At 40.5% G+C, this 25,652-nt stretch carries 18 protein-coding genes, 1 tRNA gene and 1 pseudogene; 12 read left to right on the top strand and 8 right to left on the bottom strand.

Features of this window, described 5'->3' with window-relative positions:
- Positions 1 to 431 precede the first annotated feature (431 nt).
- On the top strand, positions 432 to 3,383 hold the full coding sequence (locus A3G3_RS0103120; protein ID WP_019519089.1) for an insulinase family protein: 2,952 nt from the start codon (positions 432 to 434) through the stop codon (positions 3,381 to 3,383).
- 156 nt (positions 3,384 to 3,539) lie between these two features.
- Here A3G3_RS0103120 and A3G3_RS0103125 read toward each other — a convergent pair whose 3' ends face one another.
- Positions 3,540 to 5,567, bottom strand: a complete 2,028-nt coding sequence (locus tag A3G3_RS0103125) for a BCCT family transporter (protein ID WP_019519090.1) — start codon at positions 5,565 to 5,567, stop codon at positions 3,540 to 3,542.
- Between the two features lie 487 nt (positions 5,568 to 6,054).
- On the opposite strand from A3G3_RS0103125, the gene gyrB reads away from it, so the two are divergent.
- The 4 genes from gyrB to A3G3_RS0103155 all read left to right on the top strand — a co-directional run bounded on the left by gyrB (position 6,055) and on the right by A3G3_RS0103155 (position 10,122).
- Entirely contained in the window at positions 6,055 to 8,508 is a 2,454-nt protein-coding gene (gene gyrB, locus A3G3_RS0103140; RefSeq protein WP_019519092.1) for a DNA topoisomerase (ATP-hydrolyzing) subunit B, read from the top strand.
- A gap of 163 nt (positions 8,509 to 8,671) precedes the next feature.
- Positions 8,672 to 8,929, top strand: coding sequence for a DUF2061 domain-containing protein (locus A3G3_RS0103145; RefSeq protein WP_019519093.1), 258 nt, complete (start codon positions 8,672 to 8,674; stop codon positions 8,927 to 8,929).
- A 117-nt stretch (positions 8,930 to 9,046) separates the two neighbouring features.
- A complete protein-coding gene (locus A3G3_RS0103150) occupies positions 9,047 to 9,589 on the top strand; it encodes a manganese efflux pump MntP (RefSeq protein WP_019519094.1) in 543 nt (180 codons plus the stop codon).
- 44 nt (positions 9,590 to 9,633) lie between these two features.
- Positions 9,634 to 10,122 carry an SH3 domain-containing protein gene (locus A3G3_RS0103155; protein WP_019519095.1) on the top strand — a complete coding sequence of 163 codons (489 nt, stop codon included), beginning with the start codon at positions 9,634 to 9,636 and terminating at the stop codon, positions 10,120 to 10,122.
- Between the two features lie 50 nt (positions 10,123 to 10,172).
- On the opposite strand, the gene A3G3_RS0103160 is transcribed toward A3G3_RS0103155, so the two are convergent.
- The 3 genes from A3G3_RS0103160 to A3G3_RS0103170 form a co-directional block, all read right to left on the bottom strand.
- Complete coding sequence (locus A3G3_RS0103160; protein ID WP_019519096.1) at positions 10,173 to 10,826, bottom strand: hypothetical protein; 654 nt, start codon at positions 10,824 to 10,826, stop codon at positions 10,173 to 10,175.
- A gap of 196 nt (positions 10,827 to 11,022) precedes the next feature.
- Positions 11,023 to 12,585, bottom strand: coding sequence for a glutamine-hydrolyzing GMP synthase (gene guaA / locus A3G3_RS0103165; protein ID WP_019519097.1), 1,563 nt, complete (start codon positions 12,583 to 12,585; stop codon positions 11,023 to 11,025).
- A gap of 437 nt (positions 12,586 to 13,022) precedes the next feature.
- Positions 13,023 to 14,105, bottom strand: coding sequence for a LysM peptidoglycan-binding domain-containing protein (locus tag A3G3_RS0103170; protein ID WP_019519098.1), 1,083 nt, complete (start codon positions 14,103 to 14,105; stop codon positions 13,023 to 13,025).
- 296 nt (positions 14,106 to 14,401) lie between these two features.
- Between A3G3_RS0103170 and def the strand changes: the two genes are divergently transcribed.
- From def to A3G3_RS0103195, 4 genes are all read left to right on the top strand, one after another.
- Positions 14,402 to 14,935, top strand: a complete 534-nt coding sequence (gene def / locus A3G3_RS0103180) for a peptide deformylase (RefSeq protein ID WP_019519100.1) — start codon at positions 14,402 to 14,404, stop codon at positions 14,933 to 14,935.
- Between the two features lie 9 nt (positions 14,936 to 14,944).
- Complete coding sequence (hisB, locus tag A3G3_RS0103185) at positions 14,945 to 15,556, top strand: imidazoleglycerol-phosphate dehydratase HisB (protein WP_019519101.1); 612 nt, start codon at positions 14,945 to 14,947, stop codon at positions 15,554 to 15,556.
- 72 nt (positions 15,557 to 15,628) lie between these two features.
- Positions 15,629 to 16,393, top strand: coding sequence for a YciK family oxidoreductase (locus A3G3_RS0103190; RefSeq protein ID WP_019519102.1), 765 nt, complete (start codon positions 15,629 to 15,631; stop codon positions 16,391 to 16,393).
- Positions 16,394 to 16,456: 63 nt separating this feature from the next.
- Positions 16,457 to 19,678 (top strand): ATP-binding protein, encoded by a 3,222-nt coding sequence (locus A3G3_RS0103195; protein WP_026212819.1) that lies wholly within the window; start codon positions 16,457 to 16,459, stop codon positions 19,676 to 19,678.
- A 97-nt stretch (positions 19,679 to 19,775) separates the two neighbouring features.
- Here A3G3_RS0103195 and A3G3_RS0103200 read toward each other — a convergent pair.
- Positions 19,776 to 19,851, bottom strand: a tRNA-Phe gene (locus tag A3G3_RS0103200).
- Positions 19,852 to 19,984: 133 nt separating this feature from the next.
- Positions 19,985 to 20,455: a GNAT family N-acetyltransferase gene (locus A3G3_RS0103205; RefSeq protein ID WP_019519104.1), complete on the bottom strand. Its 471-nt coding sequence runs from the start codon at positions 20,453 to 20,455 to the stop codon at positions 19,985 to 19,987.
- Positions 20,456 to 20,601: 146 nt separating this feature from the next.
- Here A3G3_RS0103205 and A3G3_RS0103210 point away from each other — a divergent pair, with 146 nt between their 5' ends.
- The 3 genes and pseudogenes from A3G3_RS0103210 to A3G3_RS13090 form a co-directional block, all read left to right on the top strand.
- Positions 20,602 to 21,111 (top strand): hypothetical protein, encoded by a 510-nt coding sequence (locus tag A3G3_RS0103210; RefSeq protein WP_019519105.1) that lies wholly within the window; start codon positions 20,602 to 20,604, stop codon positions 21,109 to 21,111.
- Between the two features lie 59 nt (positions 21,112 to 21,170).
- Positions 21,171 to 22,064 carry a class II glutamine amidotransferase gene (locus A3G3_RS0103215; RefSeq protein WP_019519106.1) on the top strand — a complete coding sequence of 298 codons (894 nt, stop codon included), beginning with the start codon at positions 21,171 to 21,173 and terminating at the stop codon, positions 22,062 to 22,064.
- 105 nt (positions 22,065 to 22,169) lie between these two features.
- A pseudogene (locus A3G3_RS13090) lies at positions 22,170 to 23,240 on the top strand (aldehyde dehydrogenase family protein); the annotation flags it as partial.
- Between the two features lie 249 nt (positions 23,241 to 23,489).
- Here A3G3_RS13090 and A3G3_RS0103225 read toward each other — a convergent pair.
- Complete coding sequence (locus A3G3_RS0103225) at positions 23,490 to 23,894, bottom strand: hypothetical protein (RefSeq protein ID WP_019519108.1); 405 nt, start codon at positions 23,892 to 23,894, stop codon at positions 23,490 to 23,492.
- A 137-nt stretch (positions 23,895 to 24,031) separates the two neighbouring features.
- Positions 24,032 to 25,624, bottom strand: coding sequence for an apolipoprotein N-acyltransferase (gene lnt, locus A3G3_RS0103230; protein ID WP_019519109.1), 1,593 nt, complete (start codon positions 25,622 to 25,624; stop codon positions 24,032 to 24,034).
- Positions 25,625 to 25,652: the final 28 nt, after the last annotated feature.

The following is a 25,652-nucleotide window of genomic DNA, read 5'->3' on the forward strand; positions in this document are numbered from 1 at the left end:
TAGGTCGCATATTCTATCACAGTTTTTTAAGCTGTCAAGAACTTTTTTCGCTTTTTTTGTTTTCTTTTTTATGCTTTTTTTTATTTTCTTTTTTAAAAAAAAATAAATATTTAATATAAAAAAGATTTCTCTTTGAAAGAAAGCTCGCTATACCTTATACTTTCGCTTTGCCCCTATCGTGGGTGCGTATTATATAGTCTTTTTAATTCCAGTCAAGCAGTTTTTGTGAAAAAAATCGGGTTTTTTGTTGGGTTGGTTTCTAAATTATTGTTTTTAAAGAATTATAATTTTTATTTTTTTAGTTGTTTTAGGTTTGATTTTGATATTGGTGTTATTTTTGGATTTTTTTGTGAAAAAGTTTGATAAAATGCTTTATTTGCCCCATTATAAGTTAACTTTTTTAGATTTTTACCAATAATATAGGATAAATAATGTCTTTTCAGCCCAATCTTACGTTAAACCCCAATTTTACCCAAGTTAGTCATCATCGTATCGACGCTTTGTCTTTAAATATCATTGTCAGTGAACATATTAACACAGGGCTAATCCATTATCATTTGGCATACCCCAGTGATGAAAATGCGTTTTTGATTGGTTTTCGCACGCAACCGATGACGGATAAGGGTGAGGCACATATTTTGGAACATACCAGTTTGTGCGGTTCGCAAAAATATCCTGTACGAGACCCATTTTTTAGCATGATTAAACGTTCTCTTAATACTTTTATGAATGCGTTTACCGCTTCTGATTGGACGGCTTATCCATTTGCCAGTCAAAATCGTAAAGATTATTTTAATTTATTATCTGTTTATTTGGACGCAACTTTTTTCCCAAATTTAAATCCACTAGATTTTGCTCAAGAGGGCATTCGTGTGGAACTTGATGACAATGGCAATCCTGAATTTAAAGGCATTGTATTTAATGAGATGAAAGGGGCGATGAGTGGCGAGATTGACCAACTTTATCATACCATGGCTCGTCATCTGTTTCCAACCACTACTTATCACTATAATTCTGGCGGTGAACCGTCTGCGATTACCGATTTAACCCATGAAGATTTGGTTGCATTTCACCAAAGCCACTATCACCCAAGCAATGCGGTTGTGATGAGTTTTGGTAATATTGATGTAAAAGATATTCAGGAAAAATTACATAATGATGCACTGGCAGTAGGCGAAAAAACCTTTGGCAAAGGGCATAAACATCATTCGGTACTTGAACAAACATTAAGCAAACCGATTGCCGTGCAAGAAAGCTATAGTGTGGATAGCATTAAACCAAAACAAACCCATCACCTGATGGCATGGCTACTTCCAACTATTTTGGATGCAAAACAACGCCTTGCGTTACGCTTGCTTGAGGGGATTTTGGTGGAGCATTCTGGCTCGCCATTGCGTGCGTATTTGGAAAGTCATGAGCTTGCTTCTGCTCCCACGCCGATTTTGGGATTGGACGACAGCCATTATCAAATGGTATTTTATGCAGGAGTGCGAGGCTCTGAACCCCAGCACGCACAAGCGATTGAACAAGGTATTTTAGCGTTGTTGCAACAGCTCGCCGATAATCCTGTTTCTGAAGATGAAATTGAAACAATTTTACATCAAATTGAAATTGACCAACGTCACATCGGTGGCGATAGTATGCCGTATGGCTTAAATCTGATTCTAGAAGGATTTAGCACAGCCATTCATGATGGCAATCCAATTGACGTATGGGATATTGATGACAATTTAACATGGCTTGCCGAACAAGCCAAAAATCCTAAATTTATCAGCAACTTAATCAAAGAACATTTGCTTGACAACCCGCACCGAGTGCTTTTGACCCTTGTGCCTGATGACACAAAAAACGCCCAACTTGCCAAAGACGAACAAGATAAATTGGCAAAAATTGCTGAAAGTTTGGACGATAAAAAACGTGAACAATTACAACAATTTGCCAAAGATTTAGCCGAACGTCAGGCGATGATAGACGATGTGAATTTGTTACCAAAAGTGGATTTACAGGATATACCAACCCACATCAGCTTTAAAGAGGGTAAAGCGTTGCCAATCCGTTTAAGTGGTCAAGATAGTACGTTGTATGAGTATGAAGCAGGAACGAATGGTTTGTATTATTATCAGGTCATTTTACCACTAGATAAACATGAGGCGATTATCAATCACCCAGATTTGCCAAGTTATCTGACTTTAATCAGCGAAGTTGGTACAAAAGACTATGATGCACGCAGTTTTCAAGCCCTGCAAGCTCGCCACTCTAGCGGTGTAACCGTGCGAGTCAGCCAACGCACTTCACCGACTGACCCTGAAAAAATGGACAGTTTTTTGGTATTTGCCACTCGTTCGTTAAGCCGAAAAACCGATGCAATTGAGCTGTTAAAAATGGTGTTAAATGATACGATTTTTAGCGAAACCGAGCGTATTAGCGAACTTCTAACCCAAAAACAAATGAGCTGGCAATCTCGTCTTGCCAATTCTGGACACGCCTATGCCCTGCAAACAGCAAGCAGAAACATGAGTAAAATCAGCCGTTTAGAATATATGAATGGTGGTTTACCTGCGTTAAATCGTTTGACCAATTTTTTGCAAGAGGCAGAAGAAAAACCAGAGCTTTGGCAAGATTTACAAACACGATTAACCAAGTTGCACGCTGTTATCAAAACCTTGCCAAAACAAGTGTTAATCGTTGCCGAAAAAGAACATTTACCGATGTTAAAACAAAATATTGAACAAAGTTGGCAAGATTCTATCGTATCAAGCGAACATCTGTTGCAAAATCAAGATATAAATACTGACAATCGTCATATTGCTTGGCTTGCACAGACCAATGTATTTCATAATGCGATGGTATTTTCTGCCGTACCTGCCGAGCATGACGATGCACCTGCTTTTATGGTATTATCAGCAGTTCTGCGAAACAACTATTTGCACCGTGCTATTCGTGAAACAGGCGGAGCATATGGCGGTGGAGCGAGCTACGATAGCAATGCCTGTGCGTTTAAATTTTACAGTTACCGAGACCCACGTTGTGAGGCGACTTTTGCTGACTTTTTGGCAAGTATTGACTGGTTATTTGAACAAAAAGTTGATAAAAATACTGATTTGTGGATTGAAGAGGCGATTTTGGGTATTATGGCGGGCATGGATAAACCTGCAAGTCCTGCAGGTGAGGCGGTAAAAGCCCTTTTTGCCGAACTACACGGACGCAACAAAGCTTGGCAACAAGCCATGCGAGCCAAAATTTTGGCGGTAAAACTGGACGATTTGCAACGTGTGGCAAAAGCTTATCTCAAAGATAAATCCTTTGTCAAAGCGACCCTTGCCCCAAATGATAAAGGCGAAATGCTAGAAAAATTGGGATTTAGCGTAGAGAAAGTGATTTAATTTTTCACAATTTAAACTTTTAACCCAATGAATAAAGCTCATTAACAATAATGGGCTTTGACTAATTTTTTTTGCAAAAAATCAATAAAGCTTTGCTTTTGTATGATTAAAAAAAAAGACGACCAAAGCCGTCTTTTTTTATGTTTAGCAAGAAAATTATTCTGCAAGCTCCGTCTGTTCATGTGCCATAATTTGTTGACCGACATCGCCCATAAGCGACAGATAACGCTCATAATGTTTTAAAATGTCGCTAATGACTTCGTTTTTGGTCATATAATGCACTTCATAACCTAAACGTCCATCAAAAAAGTAAGTAATCGGACGATAAATTTCAGCATTTTGTAAATGGGGCAAATGCTCATCTTTTAACAAACTCTCCGCCACTTCACTACTTACCGATCGAATACCGTACATAAAATCACGCACCGAAGATTGATGAATGACCAACTCTACCGCAGGTTCTGTTTGGTCAAATAAGGCATTTACCGAGACATTTAAGCCGTATTTATTGTTTAACTCATCACTTAGCTCACGCATGGCAGGCAAGGCGGTGGTTTTTAAAAAGGCTAAAATATCTTTTTCGGCGGTTTGGTTTAGCATGGCATTTAGACGATGTTTCCATTTATCGCCCGTCCAAGTCGCTGAACTTGCTGTAAAGCCACTGTTAAAATATTTATGGTCGGCAATTAAGGCATACCATAAACTAATGCACATCACCAACATCAGCAGGGCAAATGGCAATGCAGCAATCATGGTTACGCTTTGGAGTGCTCCTAATCCGCCTGATTTCATCAGAACAATGGCGACCACCGACATCAGCACACCCCACAAAATCGCTTGCCAAGCAGGACTTGTCAAACTTTTATCACGAGAAGCGATATTATTTAACACATAAATACCTGAGTCCGCTGATGTGATAAAAAACAACCCAATACTGATTAGTGCCACAATACTGGTCAAACCTGACAACGGCAAATAATCCAAAAATCGAAATAACAACACATCAGGCGAGCCTGTGAGGGCGGATAATGCCCCATTTGCTACGTGGGTATCGAGCCAAATCGCCCCATTACCAAACACAGTAAACCATAAAATACTAAAAATCGTCGGAATGGTCAAAATTCCGAAGACAAACTCACGGATAGTACGTCCACGAGAAATACGAGCGATAAACAAACCAACAAACGGTGCCCACGAACACCACCACGCCCAATAAATTACCGTCCAATCATTAAACCATTTAACATTATCAGGCTCATAGGTATAAGTTTTAAAACTTAATTCTAACACATTGCCAAAATATGCACCTAAATTATCACTAAACGCACCCAATAAATATAATGTCGGACCTGTCCCTAGTACAAATAATAATAGGCAAATCGCCAAAACTAAGTTAGTTTCTGATAAGATTTTTACGCCTTTACCAACACCGCTAATCGCCGAACCGACCGCCAGTATCATCACAACCGCAATCACCACAATCTGCAAGCCAAAACCGTTTTCCGGCACCCAGCCCATCTCCACGAGTCCAGACCCCATTTGAGCCGAACCGTAGCCAAGCGTGGTAATAATCCCAAATAAGGTCGCAATCAGTGCCAAAATATCAATGGCATCGCCCAATTTGCCATGAATTTTATCTTTTAACAACGGATAAAAACACGACCGCAACGCCAGTGGTAATTTGTAACGAAAACCAAAATACGCCAGAGCAAGCGAAATTACACCATACATCGCCCAAGCGTGCAAGCCCCAATGAAATGTGGTGTGTAATAACGCTTCTTTGGCTTGGTTTTCAGCACTGCCTGTAGAAATACTGCCTGTAAAATGTGACAATGGTTCTGCAACCCCAAAGAACATCAGACCCACACCCATACCCGCAGCAAACAACATGGCAAGCCACGACATAAAGCTAAATTCGGGTACTTCTTCATCCGCACCGAGCTTGACATCACCAAACTGACTTAACGCCGTAAAGAGCATAAAAAATAAAAATACTGAAAAAACAAGGATATAAAACCATGCAAAATTTTTAAAAATCCCCGCCTTAGCTATATTTAACACATCATTCATCTGCTGGGGCAACAGTAGCGTCACCGCCACAAGGCTTAATACCATAAGTAGCGTCACGCTGGTTACTAGCATATTGAATGATGATTTTTCGGTTAAAAATCTTGTCAAAGACATCATCACTCCTTTTTTTAAATTATTTAAATAAAACTTTTCTAAAAGTTAGACATTTGCCAAAAAACCAAAAATTTTTTTATGGTCAAATATTTAAAAAAATCCATAAAAAAATTTTATGAAGGATTAACCTTAACAAATCATTGACAATTATTCAAATTTTAGCAAGGTTTTTGCGGTGAAAAATAGCATCATTTTGCTAAAAAAATTAGCTAAGTGTTTGTTATTAATTTAGTTTTATTTCTACATTTTTTATACAAATATCTTGAGCGTTAAATTTGCACCAAGATTAATTATTTTTCTAAATTTGATATCCACTATTGGCAAAAAAATTGTGATAAAAAATCCACCGAAAATCCGATAATACATGACTTTTAGCCCATTTTTTGCTAAAATAGAAAGATATTTTTTGCATAAAAAAACAACCAAATTTTTCTAAATTCTTTTTATTTAAATCATTGATTTTAAATGAATAAAAAATGGAGTCACTATGACTGACAACACCCAAATTCCCAACAAACAAGACGATTACGGCTCGGATAGTATCCGTGTGTTGCGTGGGCTAGAAGCCGTGCAAGTCCGCCCCGGTATGTACATCGGTGATACCGATGACGGCACAGGCTTGCACCATATGGTGTTTGAAGTGGTGGACAACGCCATCGATGAAGCCTTAGCTGGGCATTGCGATGAGATTACCATTACTATCCATGAAGATGAGTCAGTGTCGGTCAAGGACAATGGACGTGGCATTCCTGTGGACATTCACCCAGAAGAAGGCGTATCGGCGGCTCAGGTGATTTTGACGATTTTGCACGCAGGTGGTAAGTTTGACGATAACTCTTATAAAGTATCAGGCGGTTTGCACGGTGTGGGCGTGTCTGTGGTCAATGCGTTATCAGAAAAGTTGATTTTGGAAATTTGGCGACAAGGCTATCATTATCGCCAAACTTATAGCAATGGTGCTCCGTTAGAAGAAATCCAACAGCTAGAAACTACTGATAAAACAGGTACGCAAATCCGTTTTTATCCAAGTAGTAAAACCTTTTCAGGCACGATTTTTGACTATGAAATTTTGGCAAAACGTTTGCGTGAATTGTCATTTTTAAATTCTGGCGTACGCATTGTGTTGGTGGATGAACGCACGGATAAACACCATGAATTTGAACACGCAGGTGGTTTGTCTGAGTTTATCCAGTTTATCAATGCAGGTAAAACAGGCTTAAACGACGTGTTCCATTTTACTAGCGAGCAAGATGATGGCATCAGCGTGGAAGTGGCATTACAATGGACAGATAGCTATAATGAAAAAGTCTTATGTTTTACCAATAATATTCCACAAAAAGACGGTGGCACGCATTTATCAGGCTTTCGTTCGGCTTTGACACGTGGCTTAAACAGCTACATGGAAAGCGAAAATCTGATAAAAAAAGAAAAAGTGCAAATCTCGGGTGATGATGCACGAGAAGGCTTGACCGCCATTGTGTCGGTCAAGGTACCTGACCCAAAATTTTCCAGCCAAACCAAAGACAAGCTTGTTTCTAGCGAAGTTAAATCGGCGGTAGAATCTGCCATGCACGCCAAATTTAGCGAATATTTGCTAGAAAACCCCAACGCAGGTAAGGCAATTGCCAGTAAAATCATTGACGCTGCTCGAGCTCGTGAAGCCGCCCGCAAAGCCCGTGAAATGACTCGCCGTAAAACCAGTTTGGACATCGCAGGCTTACCCGGAAAATTGGCGGATTGTCAAGAAAAGGACCCTGCCTTATCTGAACTTTACATTGTGGAAGGGGACTCGGCAGGTGGTTCTGCCAAACAAGGCAGAAGCCGTAAAACCCAAGCGATTTTGCCATTAAAAGGTAAAATCTTAAACGTGGAACGTGCCAGATTTGACAAAATGCTGTCGTCAGCCGAAGTTGGCACGCTGATTACTGCACTTGGCACAGGCATTGGCAAAGATGAGTACAATCCTGATAAATTGCGTTATCACAAAATCATTATCATGACCGATGCAGACGTGGACGGCTCGCACATTCGTACCTTGCTGTTGACTTTCTTTTTCCGCCAAACCCCTGAATTGTTGGAGCGTGGGCATATTTATATCGCCCAACCGCCTTTGTACAAGGTGAAAAAGAACCGCCAAGAACTATATTTAAAAGACGATGAAGCGTTAAAAGCCTATCTGTTGTCGTCAACGATTGACGAAACCCAGTTACATTTAAGCGACGGCACACCTGCCATCACAGGTCAAGCCTTAGAAACGTTACTAAACGATTATAACCAAACCCAAGCAGTAAAAAATCGTTTGCAATTAAAATATCCAGCCAGTATTTTGGACGCATTGGCGGTTGTACCAAAAATCAGTTTACAAAGTATTGAAAATGAACAAGAAATGCGAGATTGGACAGAGCAAATCAAAGCAGAATTGTTAAAAACGTCGCCCAACTTTAACCCACAAGTGGCATTAGAAACTTTCCACAAACAAGACGGCGACAACCAAGTGGCGTATTATTTGCCACGTTTGACGATTTATGTGCATCAGTTACCACAGCAATATTTGCTAGATACCAGCTTTATCGGTTCTGGCGAATATAGCCGTTTGCACCGTTTGACATCACAGTGGAAAGACGTGTTATCAGACACCGCCTACATCGCCAAAGCCGACAAAAAACTGCCAATTGTAGACATGGCGTATCTGTGGCAATTTATCATGAATGATGCACGCCGTGGCTTGTCCATTCAGCGTTATAAAGGCTTGGGCGAGATGAATGCCGACCAACTTTGGGAAACCACAATGGACCCAGAAAATCGCCATATGCTAAAAGTCACCATAGAAGATGCGATTGCCGCCGACCATTTATTTTCGTGTTTGATGGGTGATGACGTTGAGCCACGCCGTGCCTTTATTGAAGAAAATGCCTTGACGGTAACCAATTTGGATATTTAAGCATTGTTTTATCAAACGAAACCAAAACCTTTATGTTTTGGTTTTTTTATTAAAAAATAAAAATTAATTTAAAAAACAAATAGTAAAAATTGACAATAAAGACTGGATCTTTATCAAAAACTATAGAATAATGATAAATGTTATCAATTAAAAGAGAAAAACCATGTCGCCAAATATTCCTATTCAAAAAACCTTACAATTTGTCACGAAAACTCATAACCGTCAAGCCATGACAAAAACGGTGTCATTTGCAGTATTACATTTTTGTGTGGCGTTTAGTGTGGCGTATATGTTAACTGGTAGTGTATTGATTGGTAGTTTAATGGCATTGGTTGAACCTGCGATTAACACAGTTGCATTTTTCTTTCATGAAAAATTTTGGCAAAAAATCCAACACAAATCTGTGATTAGCACCGAATAAGCACTCATTTACAATCTAGGATTTAAAAAAGTAATTTTTTATCAAATGTGTTAAAATTCACCTAATTTTAGCCAAGGAACTGCTTTTGTCAGCGGTTTTTGTAGCCACAGGTGGATTATGCTTGAACTTTTATTATTGGCGGTTGCATTGTCAATGGATGCGTTTGCGGTGGAGATCGGGCTTGGGGCAAAACCGCATCGACATATCGGCAAAGTGGCGTTATTAGCAGGACTGTATTTTGGGATGTTTCAAGGCATGATGCCACTCATTGGCTATTTGGCAGGACGCTCGGTGTTGGATAAGATTTTTTGGCTTGCTCCGATAATTTCGTGCCTGATTTTATGCGGACTTGGGACAAAAATGCTTTACGAAGGGGTGAAGCATGACGATGAGGCTGACGATAAGGTGGTAATCATTTCGCATAAAACCATGATGATATTGGCGATTGCAACCAGTATTGATGCGGTGGTGGCAGGTTTCACTTTAAATCTAATTGACATCAATGCATATGTAGCGTGTGCAGTGATTGTGTTGGTAACGGGTGTGTTGAGTGGGTTTGGCGTGTTTTTAGGGCAAAAATCAGGCACAGTTTTAGAAAGCAAAGCAGAAATTTTTGGCGGATTGGTGTTAATCGGCATTGGGATTAAGATGGTGTTTTAATTGAAGCTTAAATCTGCTAAAATATTTTGTCAAAAGGATGTTTTATGAACAAATTATCCCTTATTATCAGCCTATTTTTAGCCCAATTTACGCATGCTACCGATTATTTTATGGCAGATGTGGAATGTGATAATCATGTAAATGTGCGAGCAAAACCAACAACTGATAGCCAAGTTTTAACAAAGCTTGATTTTGACAGCCAAATTTACAAAATCACAGGGAAAAGTGGTAACTGGTATAAGTTAGACATGAACGGAATGACAGGCTATGTGCATAACTCACAAGGTTACATTGCCAAAAAATATCAGGTTATCAGCCCAGATGGTTATGCTAATGTGCGTACGAGTTCTCAAATCTTACCAATGACAGAACGTAGCGTTGAGACAACATTACCGACGGGCAAGACGTTTTTTGTCAATCCACAAATGACTGAAGGTAATTGGTTACTTTATACTAACCAAGGCGACAGCAAGCAGGATAATCATGTGGTGGAAGGTTATATCCATAAAAGCCAAGTTAAGATGATTGATTGATAAACACGAAAACCACTTGTTAGGTTGCAAGTGGTTTTTGTTTTATCTGTTTATTTTTGTTGATTGGCTAATTGATGTTGTTCAATAAATTCAATAATCTTGTGACCATCAAAAATTTTGGACAGCGTTGAAGCAAACGGAAATGAACGCCCTAGAATTGATTTAATGTTACGAGCATTAATCGGACTGTGTGTCAAATCCACAAAATTATCTAATTTTTGGAAATAGGTTTTATCCTCAATACCATAATGGTGGGTTTTTTCAACCTCTCCAGTCGCCGTACCGTAACCAACAATCCCTTGCCCTGAAGCATATAAAAAGACGAAATCGCCCTTTTTAAAGCGACAAATTTTTTCTTTATAACCGTCCTCAAATGCTGCTGCATATTGATTTTTTAACATAAAATTATGGTCATCAATATCATTGACACTATTTGTATTTAACAAATAATAGCGAACTTTTTGAGTGTCTTCTGCTACATTCTCATCAGTTGGATTATCTGCATCTTTTGAATAAACTTCTTCCCATTCATTCACAATATAATCTTGAATCAAACGAGTGATAATTTCTTGACGAGTAATTTCCAAGCTATCTGCAAGTTCTTGTAAAATCAAATCTTGTTTCACAGAAATACGGATACTTAGGGTTATTTTATCTTGATTGCGTTGGTTTTGTTCTTTAAGCTGACGTTCAATAAAACTCATAACAAGCTCCTGTGGCTATTGGGATATTTAAAAATATATCTTACGGTGAAAGATATGGTCATTATACAATATTAAAAATTACAAGTAAACATATTTTTTATTATAAAAAAAATAATTTTTATTATATAATTAAATAATAAATATTAAAAAACCACCGATTTCTTGACTGTTTATTATTAAAAATCAATAACTTAAATCATTCCCACTCAATCGTCGCAGGCGGTTTGCTGGACACATCATAGACCACACGAGAGACATCACGGATTTCATTCATAATACGCGTGGAGATTTTATCCACCAAATCATATGGCAAGTGGGCAAAACGAGCGGTCATAAAATCCACTGTCTCCACTGCTCTCAACGCAATCACCCACGCATAACGTCTGCCATCGCCAACCACGCCCACCGATTTGACAGGCTGAAACACGGCAAAGGCTTGGGCGGTCTTGTCATACCAGCCAGATGCACGCAATTCTTGTATAAAAATATCATCGGCAAGACGCAAAATATCGGCATATTCTTTTTTCACTTCACCCAAAATCCGCACGCCAAGCCCCGGGCCTGGGAATGGGTGGCGATAAATCATATGGGCAGGAATGCCTAGTACCACGCCCAGTTTTCGCACTTCATCTTTAAATAAATCACGCAAAGGCTCCACCAGCTCAAACGCCAGATCATCGGGCAACCCGCCGACATTGTGGTGCGATTTGATGACATGCGCCTTGCCGTTTTTGGTTTTGGCGGATTCAATGACATCAGGGTAAATCGTGCCTTGTGCCAAAAACTTGATACTGTCTAACTTACGAGCTTCTTCGGAAAATACTTCAATAAACTCTCGTCCGATGATTTTGCGTTTGGACTCAGGGTCGGTAATCCCTGCCAAAGCGGTCAAAAAGCGACTCTCAGCATCTGCACGAATCACTTTAATGCCCATGTTGTCGGCAAACATTTGCATCACTGCATCGCCTTCATTTAAGCGAAGCAAACCGTTGTCCACAAATACGCAGGTCAATTTGTCGCCAATCGCTTTATGCAGTAACGCTGCCACCACCGATGAATCCACACCGCCTGATAAGCCCAAAAGCACTTGATTGTCGCCGATTTGTTCTTGAAGTTGTTTAATACGAAGCTCAATGATATTCTCACTATTCCACGCATTGCCACAGCCACAAATGGCATGCACGAAATTTGAGATTAAGGTTTCGCTCTTGTCGGTGTGGGTCACTTCTGGGTGAAATTGTACGCCATAAAATTGACGCTTTTCATCACTCGCTGACGCAAAAGCACAGCTTGGCGTGCTAGATGTTACGGTAAATCCGTCCGCCAGTTGAGTAACTTTGTCGCCATGACTCATCCATACTTGTGATTGGTTGTGTTGGTCTTGGGTGTTTTGTAAAAGTTTGTCGGCTTGTACCACATCAATTTTGGCATAACCAAATTCGTGGACTTCGCCTGCTTCTACTTTTCCACCTAACTGTTCGGACATTGTTTGAAAGCCGTAGCAAATGCCCAAAACAGGCACACCAAGTTCAAAGACGATTTGTGGAGCACGTGGCGAACCTTCTTCATGGACACTTTCAGGCCCGCCCGATAGGATAATGCCTTTTGGGTTGAATGCACGAATGTCGTCCGCTGACATATCGTAGGCGTACATTTCAGAATAAACACCTGCCTCACGGACACGGCGGGCAATCAGCTGGCTGTACTGGCTGCCAAAATCTAGGATTAAAATGCGGTCTTGAGTAATATTTGTCGTCATGCTGTTACCATTTATCAAAAATTTGGGTTATTGTAACATTTCTAAAGGATAAATCCTATTAGCAAATGTGGTTTTGTTGATGAAAACATCATAGGGTATCATGCTAAATTTTGAGAAAAAAATGTAAAAAATTCGGCAAGTTCTTATATTTTTACTAACAATGATTGACTTTTGAGCGATTTATTGAAGCGTAGCGAAGTGGGAAACCGGCCCTTCGTTAAGCTCAGGGAGAACGGCTTACGTAACAAAAATTAATTTCTTTTACTATAGCAAAACTCCAAGGTCAAGAAGTGGCAAAATTAGCGAAAAAAACTTTTGGTTAATGGCTCAATTTTTGGCAAATTATTTATCAAAAATAAAAACCTTTTAACGAATTGTTAAAAGGTTTTTTATACCCAATCGATTGCTACTAATAATCAGCAACTAGCAATTAGCAATTAGTTTGGATTTGCTAAATAATCTGTTTCGCTAATTGGCAATTCTGCGTTTAGCACATAAGCATAGCTAATATCGTCAAAGGTTTTAAATACCATAACATGACCGATTTCTTCGCTTGGCAAACGTACGCCACCGCCTTTGACTTGGGCAAAATTATCCTGCACTAACGCACCTTTTTGGAACACAGTCAACACATCACCTGCACTCACATTTTGACGTGAACCTAGGTTAATCGCTACCACGCCATCACGTCCTGTACTACTGATTGAGTTTAGCACACGGATAACACGTCCACCACGGCTGGCTTGGGCAGGTTTTGGGTAAAACGCAGGTGGTAGGTAGTTGCCAACTTCAACAAACACACGGTCGCCTTCACGCACTTCTTGTCCAAATGATTTTTGGATTTCAATGCTAGATACGCCACTGCTTGCCACATCGGTAACCACACCTGATGCCACTTGGGTAACTTCTAGCCCGATAACTTTTTTGCTGATCGGATCAATGTACGGCTCGCCTTCACGATACACGCCATAACGCTGTCCCACGATAAGCGGTACGCCATTGGTGTAGATTTTATTACCTGCCCCTGTGATGATATTTTTGTTTTTTGAGGCAATCACATAAGGTGTGGTGTTAAAATGCTCTGGATTAACAATCACGGTACGGTCAAGCCACGCTTCAATCGCTGTCAACGGAATGGCAGGAATGCTCCCTGCGATATTTTGTGGTTCAGCAGGAGCAGGGGCAGACATCGCTTTTTCCAAGCCTGCACAGCCTTCGCCTGTATCCACACCGATTAGTTGTTGACCTTTAATCACGCACAAAATAATCACGTCATTTGGATAAATCAAATGCGGATTTTTAATTTGTTGATTGGTTGCCCAAATCTCTTTCCAACGCCAAGGTTTATTTAAATATTTGCCAGAAATATCCCAAAGCGTATCGCCTTTTTTCACGATATAACGGTTTGGGGCATCGGCTTTGATGGTCGGTGCAGGGTTGTTTGCCAAGACTTGAGAGCCAAAAGTTAAACTGGCAACCGCAAGGATACCTGTGGTTAATTTTTTTAAGCTATGCTTCATGGTATGTTCCTAAAATTAATCCCAATTTCACAAAAATTACAAAAATTTTTAAAAAAGTTACAGGGATTTGCATCAAGCGTTTTGTTTTGTAAAAGATTTGGCTTAGCATAGCATAATTTTTAGCAAAAGTGGCACTCTTTGTCTATAAATATCGTATTTTTTTGGATTAATTGGTAAAATTTAACAAAATTTTTAAAAAAATCGCCTTGTTAAGCGACAAAATACCCCTTATGATGTAAAATAAGCACAGAATTTCTGTTAGAATTTCATAAATTATTAAACAAAAGTTGGAAGCTATGACCATTCGTACCATTTTAAATTACCCTGACCCACGCTTACGTACCATTGCCAAGCCTGTAGAAAATTTTGATGCCAATTTACAAATATTAATTGATGATATGTTTCAGACCATGTATACCGCTAAGGGTATTGGTCTTGCGGCATCGCAGATTGACGAGCATGTTCAGCTTATCGTCATGGACTTATCCGAAGACGGCAATCAGCCACAAGTGTTCATTAATCCTGTGGTTACGCCCCTTGTAGAGGAATTATTCACTTACGAAGAAGGTTGTTTGTCTATCCCTGATTATTATGATAAAGTGGATAGACCAAAAAAGGTAAAAATCAATGCCAAAGACCGTAATGGCGAAGATTTTGAGCTGGAAGCTGAAGGTTTGCTTGCAGTATGTATTCAGCATGAAATGGACCATCTAAACGGTAAATTGTTCGTGGATTATTTGTCAAAACTAAAGCAAGACCGAGCTCGTGACAAAGTACGAAAAGTCATCAAACAACGTGAAAAAGATGCTGAACACAAAAAAGTGCGATAAGGAATAACGATGAAAACGCGTCCATTACACCCTCCCCGCACCGCTACGGTAGAACGCAACACCGCCGAAACCCAAATTACGGTGTCTATTAACCTTGATGGTACAGGGGTTGGTACGATTGACACTGGCGTGCCATTTCTTGACCATATGCTTGACCAAATCAAACGCCACGGATTGATTGACCTTGACATTAAATGTAACGGCGACACCCATATTGACGACCACCATAGTGTGGAAGACGTGGGCATTACCCTTGGGCAAGCCTTTAAACAGGCGATTGGCGACAAAAAAGGCATCGTACGTTATGGGCATTTTTATGCACCGCTTGATGAGAGCCTAAGCCGTGCGGTAGTAGATATTTCAGGTCGCCCTGGTTTGCACATGGATATTCCGTTTACACGAGCGATGATTGGCAGGTTTGATGTGGATTTGTTTAGCGAGTTTTTTTATGGTTTTGTCAACCACGCGATGATTACCGTGCATCTTGATAATCTCAAAGGCAAAAACAGTCATCATCAGATTGAAAGCACCTTTAAGGCGTTCGCTCGTGCGTTACGCATGGCGGTGGAATATGATAAGCGTGCGTTAGATAGATTGCCAAGCACCAAAGAGAGTTTGTAAAATCATCTAAAACGGTTAAAGTTTAAATCATTTTACCAAATATTTATCAAAATTTAAAACATAGGAAAGTCAATGCTCAGCCACGAACAACTCCGTCATTTTCAAGCCCCTGACAACTGCCTTGCGGGCAAAAATATTTTGGTAACAGGGGCAGGCGACGGCATTGGCAAAGCCGTGGCGTTGGCGTATGCTCGCTACGGTGCGACCGTGTTATTACTCGGTAAAAACCAATCCAAACTAGAAAGCGTGTATGACGAAATTGAGCAAAACGGTGGTGCAAAACCTGCGATTTTACCGCTTAATTTAGAAAAAGCCCCTTTTTCACAGATGCAAGAATTGGCGATTATGATTGAGCGAGAATTTGGACATTTGGACGGATTATTGCACAATGCAGGGGTTTTGGGGACGCTTACACCCCTTGAAATGTACGACCCAATTACGTTTGAACAGGTGATGAAAATCAACTTTACCGCCCCATTTATGCTGACCCAAGCCTTATTTCCGCTGTTAACCAGTGCCAAAACGGCATCGATTATTTTTACGTCCAGTGGCGTTGCCAAACCACGGGCGTTTTGGGGAGCGTATGCCTTATCCAAACAGGGTTTAGAAGGTATGAGCGATATTTTCACTCAAGAAACTCAAAAAACCACCTGCCTACGTTTTAACTGTATCAATCCAGGGGCAACTCGCACCCAAATGCGTGCCACCGCCTATCCGAGCGAAAACCCGAACACGCTCAAGGCTCCTGAAGACTTGCTCAACGCCTACATCGCTTTAATGAGTGATGAAACCATAGATATCAAAGGGCAAGTGATTGATTTACAACCAAAAAGTTAATTTGTAACTTGATTAAATCTGATTAAATCCAATTAAAGAAGTGGCTAAAATTTGGGGAAAACCGTGGCAAGACGCTTTCGCTTAGATTTTTCAACTGCCTATGGGCAATTGATTTTATTGGTATTTTTGCCAATTAGCGTGCTTGCAATGGTCGGTGGCGTGCTGGTATTGTACGATACCAGCCGTGCAGGGCGAATTATCCAAAAAGCCAATGCTGATACCTTGTTAAATCAATACCAAACATTTGCTTATGACTATGCCAAAGATTTACAACAAATTAACCAAAATTTAAGTCAAAATCTGCCAAATTCTTCAGAAAATATTGATAAAAATTTAAGCAAAAAACAGCTTGCCGAACTACAACAGTCTTTATTAACCCCTTTACAAAACACCATTCAAGACCCCCATTTACAAGGGTTTTTAATTGTCAATGACAATGCACAGATATTGTTAAGTTTTGGTAATATTTATCCGCTTGATGTTCAGATAGATGATAACATTGCCAAAACCCGTGATTTGTTAAAAAATGCCAATAACCACACGCCAACCAGTGATTTTTATCTAAAAGGCAGTTTAAGCAACCATCCAACGCCAGCAGAAAATGCGGTGATGCAGTTTTTAAGCCATTTTAGCAAGCAAGACGATTATTTACTTGATACAGGTGACAGTACGTTGTATGCTAAGTCCTTGATATTGAGTGAAAATCACGAAAAAACTGAGAATTTATGGATTGTTGTCAATGTGGATAATGAACCGCTCAAAATCGCCCGTTATCAGGTGCTGCTTGCCCTTGCGATTACAGGGCTGTTGACAATTTTGTTATTGTTGCTCTCCATTCATGTGTACGCTAGACGTTGGATTACACCGATTTATGAAATGCGACTGCATTTGCAACGCACCAATGCCAATAATTTATATAAGCCCATGACGGTCAATTCTAGCGGTGAAATCAACCAGTTACAGCAAGATCTGGTCAAAACCTTACGCCGATTGCACACCAGTTTTCAAGATTTAAAAAATCATGCGGAACAGACCGAAGATGATTTACGCCTTGCCTTTGATGAAATGGAAATGCAAAATATTTCTATTCGCAATGCTCGTGATGCTGCCGTGTCTGCTAGCCAAACCAAATCAGCTTTTTTGGCAAATATCAGCCACGAATTACGCACGCCGTTAAACAGTATTGATGGCTTTATCAACCTATTATCAAGGCATGGCGGGCTAACCCATGAGCAAGATTTATATGTACAAACTATTCGCAAATCATCAGCACATTTATTAGCATTGGTAAATGATGTATTGGATTTTTCTAAAATTGAGGCAGGAAAATTAATTTTAGACAATCATGAATTGGATTTGTATGCGACAATTTATGACGTGGTAGATATGCTATCGCCTGTGTCGGCGGAAAAAGGCTTACGATTGGCGGTTTTTTTTTACGATGATGTGCCACGTTATTTGTTGGGCGATGCGTTACGCATTAAACAAGTGTTGACAAATTTGGTAAATAACGCCATTAAATTCACCGATGAAGGGGAAGTGCTGGTACGTGTCAGCCTTGATGATATTCAAGATAACACCTTGCACATCAGCGTTCAAGATACAGGGCGTGGTATTGACCCGCAACACCAAAAACTGCTATTTCAAAGTTTTTCACAGGGCGATCCGTCTATCACCCGTCAATACGGTGGTACGGGGCTTGGCTTGGTGATTTCAAAGCAGTTAAGCTACCTGATGGGTGGTGAAATCGGCTTTTTTGACAATACTGATAGCCATAACAGCAACAGTTACGATAATCACGATAGCCATTCGATAGGCTCAACGTTTTGGTTTACTTTGCCGATTGCGATTAGCGAGCAACAGCGAACGATTGATGAAACGTCATTTTTTGACATTTGGGAAGTACCAAAACATCTGCAACCGATGGATTTAACAAATAATTCTGTTAAAACAAAACCATTGCAAATTTTAGTTTGGATAGAACATCATGCCAGTTTACAAGTACTTCGTGGTAGTTTGCAAAATTTAGCAGTGGTATTGAATTTTACCAATTCATTAAGTCATTTGTTAGAAATGTTAAATGAACCGAACTCTTGGGATTGGGTGTTGGTGGATAAAGGTGTTGCCGAAGATACCGCATCGTTGTTAAGTCAAATTCGCCGACATTATTCGGGAAAATTGGCATTATTCGCCTATCATGTCAACCTTGACCCTGCGTTATTACAACAATTCCAAGTACAAAGCTTGTATCAACCGCTTGACCGCCGTCAGTTGTACCAACTGTTAGACGACAACCCAAATTCACACACCGAGCCAAATTTACCGCAATGGCAAGGGGCGTGCGTGTTGGCGGTTGACGACCATTTACCAAATTTATTGGTGATAGAAGCCTTGTTAAATGAGCTTGGCGTGGCAGTAGTAACGGCGAATAGTGGTTTTGAAGCGGTGGAATATATGCGAAATAGCCTGCAGTTATCAGGTGAAAATAACAACGATTGGCAAAAAATTGATTTGATTTTTATGGATATTCAAATGCCCAAAATGTCAGGCAAACAAGCATCGCTACAAATCCGCCATCTTGAAAAACTAACGAACGAACAACATCACCGTCAATCACACACACCGATTGTTGCCTTGACTGCTCACAGCTTATCTGATGAGCGGGCGAAATTACTCTCCGCAGGTATTGACGACTATGTTGGCAAACCAATTAACCAAACACAGCTTATTCAAGTGTTACAACATTGGCTAACCAACAATCAACAACGCCCCCGATTAAGCGACAAGCTAAAAAGCCCAAGCGTAGAAAAAAGGGTAGAAAAAAATGAAAAACGAGAAACCACAGAAAATCTTGAAAAAATCACAGATCTGGCGGTGATTGATTGGCAAGATGCGTTAAATCGGGTGGCTGGCAAAGCAGATTTGGCGAGCAATTTATTAATGCTGATGATTGAAACCAGTGGCAAAGACAAAGTCGAACTCATGCAGGCATGGCAAGCCCACGACCGTGAAATGTTGGCAAATATCGCCCATCGGATTTTGGGAGCGAGCCGTTACACGGGCGTGCCACAGCTACGCCACGCCAGTCAACACCTAGAAGACAAATGCCTACTCAATGTGCAAAACACGTCGCCCACCCAATTTGCCATGCTCTCGCCATATTACGACGCACTGGTACAAGCGTTGGATAACTTGATTGGCGTGGACACTGATGATTATCCGATGCTAAAAACCGATGAAATCAACCCAAGCGATGCCAATGACATGGCGTGGAAAATGATTTAACAAAAATTTTGATAACTTGATAAAAAGCCAAAAAAAACCCTAAATCAAAATAAGTGATTTAGGGTCATATATAGGAGCGTCTATGAAAACGAAATGATGGTGGCGTGAGGCAGGATCGAACTGCCGACACACGGATTTTCAATCCGTTGCTCTACCGACTGAGCTATCGCGCCGTAATCATTTGAGCCGTTATTAAACCATTTTTTGCCTATCTTGTCAAATTATTTTTGCAAAAAAGCCAAAAAAACTGCTTAATTGGTTGTTTTTTGTACAATTTGCATTATTTTGCCAAATTTCACCCTTAAGTTAAATCCACTCATACTGTTGCAAAATATGATGCGTGGCAGTATCGCTTGGGCTAAATTGGTGAATGCCTTGTTTTTTTAGCTGGCTAATCACTTGCTTTAAAAACTTTTTGGCAATACCACGCCCACGATTGGCAGGATGCACTGTCAAATATTGCAAACGGCGATTGTCCGTTAAGCCATCATCAAAACAGCCGATACACGCAATCGGTTTGCCGTTAAAAAGCCCCAAAAACAGCAGGTTATTTGGATTTTTTTGCACACTTTTTTGTAAAATTGCAAAAATTGCTTCGCCGTTTTCGGCGTTATTTTCCTTGTTATTTTGGGCATTATGTGACCCATTTTCGGTTGGATAATCTTGGTAAAGAGCGATTAAGCGTTGTTGTAGCTCATTTTCGCTGATGTCAATTTTGTAGGTTTGGTTGTGTTGCAGGGCATCAAATTGGCGAATGGCAAGGGCTTCTAGGGGCATAAGCATTCCTGTTTTTTGAGTTTGTTTTGGCAAAAAATGAATAAGATTATAGGTGGCTTTTATATGAAATTGGCTTGCTAAATGCCAAAGATTTTGTTATTTTAACAAAATTCATCAAAAAGTTAAATTATTTTGGAAATTGTTAAATGTTACTAAAAAATAAATCCAACTTTAGCCCAACGCATTTGGCAAGTTATTGGCGTAGATTTTGGCAATATTGCTTTACCCCTGTCAAGTCTCGCTCTTTAACCATTGGTGAACAAAATTTAGCAAAAAGTGTGTTTGGCGATACCTTGCAATTGGAAAATATTCAGCTAAAAACCGCTTGGTGGGTGCTAAAAGGCTATGCGGTCAGCCCCAACGGCAATATTTATTATCACCCTGCAGATTGGCAAACGGATTTTTCCACGCAAAGCCTGTCCTCTCGGGCGTGGCTCGTACATGAACTTACCCATGTTTGGCAAGTACAACAAGGGATTTCGGTGTTTTTTAAAGCGTTATTTAACCGAAAATATGACTATATTTTGGAATTTGGCAAGCCGTTTTTGGCGTATGGTGTGGAGCAACAAGCCCGCATGGTGGAAGACTTTTATATTCGGCGCGAACGTGCCGAAAATTGCGAAGCGTGGCGGTCGTGCATTCCTTTTTTAAGCTAAATTTTTACCAAAACCTTATCAAAATTAATTAAAATAAATTAACAATACTTGGAAAAATTATGTGTCAATTATTAGGCATGAATTGTAATGTGCCAACCGATATCGGATTTAGTTTTGCAGGTTTTCGCAAGCGTGGCGGATTAACCGACCACCATGAAGATGGTTTTGGCATTGCTTTTTTTGAAAAAAGTAGCTGTGCAAAAGCCAGTAACGGCGTGGGTTTACGCCTATTTCACGATGACAAACCCAGCCATTCGTCACCCATTGCCGACTTGATAAACCATTATCCAATCAAGGCGATGAACGTGATTGCCCATATTCGTAAAGCCACACAGGGCAACAATTGTTTGGCAAATACCCATCCCTTCGTGCGTGAAGTATGGGGTGAGCCGTGGGTTTTTGCCCATAATGGACAGTTACGGCAGGATTTTTGCCAACAATTTTTAGTAAATAAACCAAATACAACCGACCATTACGCACCGATAGGCTCAACTGACTCAGAAATGGCGTTTTGTTATTTATTAAATGCGTTAAAAACTGCCTTTAATCAAAAGCCTGATGATGCCACGCTATTTGCGTTTTTAACCGAAAAATGCCGTGCGTTAAGCAAGCAGGGTTTATTTAATTGTCTGTTGTCCAACGGGTGTTGGCAGTTGGCATATGCGGGTAGTTTGCTGTTTTATTTGACCCGCCAAGCACCCTTTGGGCAAGCGATGCTGTCTGATGATGAGCTGAGCATTGATTTTAGTCAAGTCACGAGCGACCACGACCGAGTAACGATTTTGGCGACTATTCCGTTAACCAGTAACGAAACATGGCAACAGATGGCGGTGAATGAATGTTTGGTGTTTGAAAATGGGGCAATGGTGTTCCAAGATACGCCGATTGACAAACAATTTTTAACCATTGAACAAGGCATTGCCATTGCACGGCAAGTTGGGGCGAGTGTGTAATAGAGTATAAGTTTCTGATTTTAAATTAAAAATTCTTGATAAAGTTTTATCAAATGCATAAGTGTTAAACTTTTGTAAAAACACTTGTACACATAATTTTGCTTTGCTATTCATTTTCATGAACCACATGGCGTGGTTGGACAAATTATTCCGTGGAATTTCCCAATTTTGATGGCAGTGTGGAAAATTGCTCCAGCCCTAGCTACTGGCAACTGTGTGGTATTGAAGCCTGCTGAACAAACGCCTGCGAGTATTCTGGTCTTCATGGAATTGATTGCGGACATCGTACCAAAAGGTGTGGTGAATATCGCCAATGGCTACGGTACTGAAGTTGGCAAGCACCTAGCCACCAACCCACGCATTAGCAAGATTGCCTTTACAGGCTCTACCGAAGTCGGTCAGCTTATCATGGAGTACGCTACCAAAAATATCATTCCTGTTACTTTAGAATTGGGCGGAAAATCTCCCAACATTTTCTTTGCGGACGTGATGGATAAAGATGATGAATTTTTAGAAAAAACGTTAGAAGGCTTTACCATGTTTGCCCTAAATCAAGGCGAAGTGTGTACTTGTCCATCGCGTGCATTGGTGCATGAGTCGATTGCTGATGAATTTTTGAAAAAGGCGGTCGAACGTGTCAAAAAAATCAAAACAGGTCACCCACTTGATACCGAAACCATGATTGGTGCACAAGCGTCACAAGAACAGCAAGACAAAATCTTGAGCTGTATCGCCAAAGGTCGTGAAGAAGGTGCCGAAGTTTTGATAGGTGGTGGTGAACGCAAAGAAGTGGGCGATGGCTTTTATATTGAGCCAACCATCTTTAAAGGCACGAATGATATGCAGATTTTTCAAGAAGAGATTTTTGGACCTGTATTGTCGGTCACCACCTTTAAAGATTTTGATGAAGCAATTGCCATTGCTAATGACACCATGTATGGCTTGGGTGCAGGCGTGTGGTCAAGAGATGGTACAACCGCTTATAGAGCAGGACGAGCCATCGAGTCAGGTCGTGTTTGGACAAACTGTTATCACATCTATCCTGCACACGCTGCTTTTGGTGGTTACAAAAAGTCAGGTATTGGGCGTGAGACACATAAGATGATGCTTGAACATTATCAGCAAACCAAGTGCTTGCTAGTCAGCTATTCACCAAAACCTATGGGATTTTTCTAAATTAAGCTTAATAGACATTTTTCAGGTTAAAAACAGACAACCCTTACCAAGACAGACTGTTTTGGATAAGGGTTATCTGTCTTAATTTTACCTAAATTTCAACTATAATTTACCATAACATTAGGTATAATAGGCGTAATTCATACCAATCCACCCCTAAAGCCCTCATATTTTAGGTCAAGCGTGGGATTAAATCATGAATTTTTCTATTAGATTTTAATTAAAATATTTTTTAAATAAAACTTTAAATTAGTTGGTCGCAGATGCGATTGGGGCTTTTACGTCCACATTTTCGCCTGTTTTGGCTTCAATTTCAGCCGATGCCAATGCAACTTGGGCTTTGGCTTCGCTCACAACCGCAGGTTTGGCATCGGTTGTACTGGCGATTGCCGTTGCGGTGGTTCCTGTCGCTGTTGATGCGACGGTGGATGCATCATTGGTGGCAGTGGCGGTTGCGGTGCTTGTAACGCTTGAGGTTGATGCCGTTGCCGATGCTTGGGCATTTAGAGACTCTACAGAGTGATGTTGACCTGCAGGACGTAAAAATGCCATAACTGCAATAAACGCAACCATGACCAAAAACAACACGATACCGACCAATGCCATGCTCAATTCTTTTTTGACATTGTTTTCCACAATTTCATGGTGTGCCATGCTAAACCTCGCTAAATGCTAAACTGTTAACAAAAAGACTGCTAATTATACAAAAAATATTTGCCATTATATACTAAATTTTCAAGGCTTTGTATAAAACCTTACTGTTTTTATGGTTTTTTGTGAAAAAATTTGGTTTATCGCTGATTTTTTGAGCGTTTTGCCAAGTTTGACAGCCAGCTTATCAGCAATAATACACCACTTAACATCAAAATCGGATAACTACCCCATTGCATAAATGGGGTCGTGCCTTGTCTAGCTTGGACTTCGCCACGCAGGACAGTTCGCTCAAACTGTGGGGCTTGGCGGACGATTTCGCCTTTGTGGTTGATAATGGCGGTAACACCTGTGTTGGTAGCTCGCACGAACCATCGTCCTGTTTCTAGCGAACGCATTTGTACCATTTGTAAATGTTGTAATGGACCTGCGGATGTGCCAAACCACGCATCATTTGATACCGTTAATAAAAAATCGGTGTTGCGTGCGTTGCGTCTGGTGGTGTCAGGATAGGCAACTTCATAGCAGATTGCCACGCCGACTTGGTTATTTTTGACAAGTAGTGGGTCTTGATAAGGTTTGCCCGAGCGAAAACTCACTGAACCACTCATCAGCTCTGGCAATGCCCAATTTAGCAAGCCTTCAAAAGGCGTGTACTCACCGACGGGGACGAGATTTTGTTTTTTGTACAAGCCTTTGGCTTCCGCTCCCAGTGCCATAACGCTGTTATAAAATGGCTCATAATCGTCCACTTTTGGGTCGTATTCGGCGATGTCAGCATAGGGAATACCTGTAATCCATGTGGTATTATGGCGTTTGGCAACTTCTGCCACTTGGCTGATAAACGGCCATGCTTCGGTTTGAAGCATCGGAATGGACGACTCTGGCCACACCACGATGTCTTGTCCCCACTCGCTTTGTGACAGTTCGGCATAAATTTCTAGGGTTTTTTCTTGAAACTCTAATAACCACTTTAAATCTTGTGGAATGTTGCCCTGAATGAGCGAAACGCTTAAATTTGGCGTATTTTTTGGTGTTGTCCACGCAGGATTTAGCAACCAAAGCACACTACTTGCCACTAGCATCACGCTTGCTAATACGCTAAAATGATACTGTTTTTTGGCAATTTCCACCACGCTTGATGATAAAAACACTGCCACAAAACTCATCGCCAACACGCCAAATAACGGAGCTAGACTGTTTAGCCACACTTGTTCGGTAAAAGCATAACCAACAAATAGCCACGGAAATCCTGTAAAAAGCCACGTTTTGAGCCATTCTTGCACCACCCATAACGCCGTAAAACTAAACGGTTGTTTGGCAAAAAAATGGTTAAATCCCACCGCCAATAAGCCATGAAACAACCCCATAATCAAGCCCATTATCGCAATCATGCCAATCGCTATCGGCATCGGCGTATTGCCATAAGTGTGAATGGAGGTGTATAGCCAAAATGCCCCCACGCACCAAAGTCCCATGCCATATATTTCACCAATCCAAAACGCCCGAGCATGACTCATCGGTGCAATCAGCAACGCATACAAAATCGCAGGAGAAATCAGAGCAATCCCCCAAATATAATATGGGGCAAGGGAAAATAAAAATACCGCTCCAGCCAACCACGCCATGGCTAAACGTGGCAACAAAGCAAACTGATTAATTGCACCCGACTTATTGGGGTTAACTTGTTGAAATTGTAGTTGTTTTTTGAGCGATTGGGTAGTTAGACGCATAATAGAGTTATAAATAATGTGGTGACAG

The sequence above is a fragment of the Moraxella boevrei DSM 14165 genome, assembly GCF_000379845.1.
Taxonomy (GTDB): domain Bacteria; phylum Pseudomonadota; class Gammaproteobacteria; order Pseudomonadales; family Moraxellaceae; genus Faucicola; species Faucicola boevrei.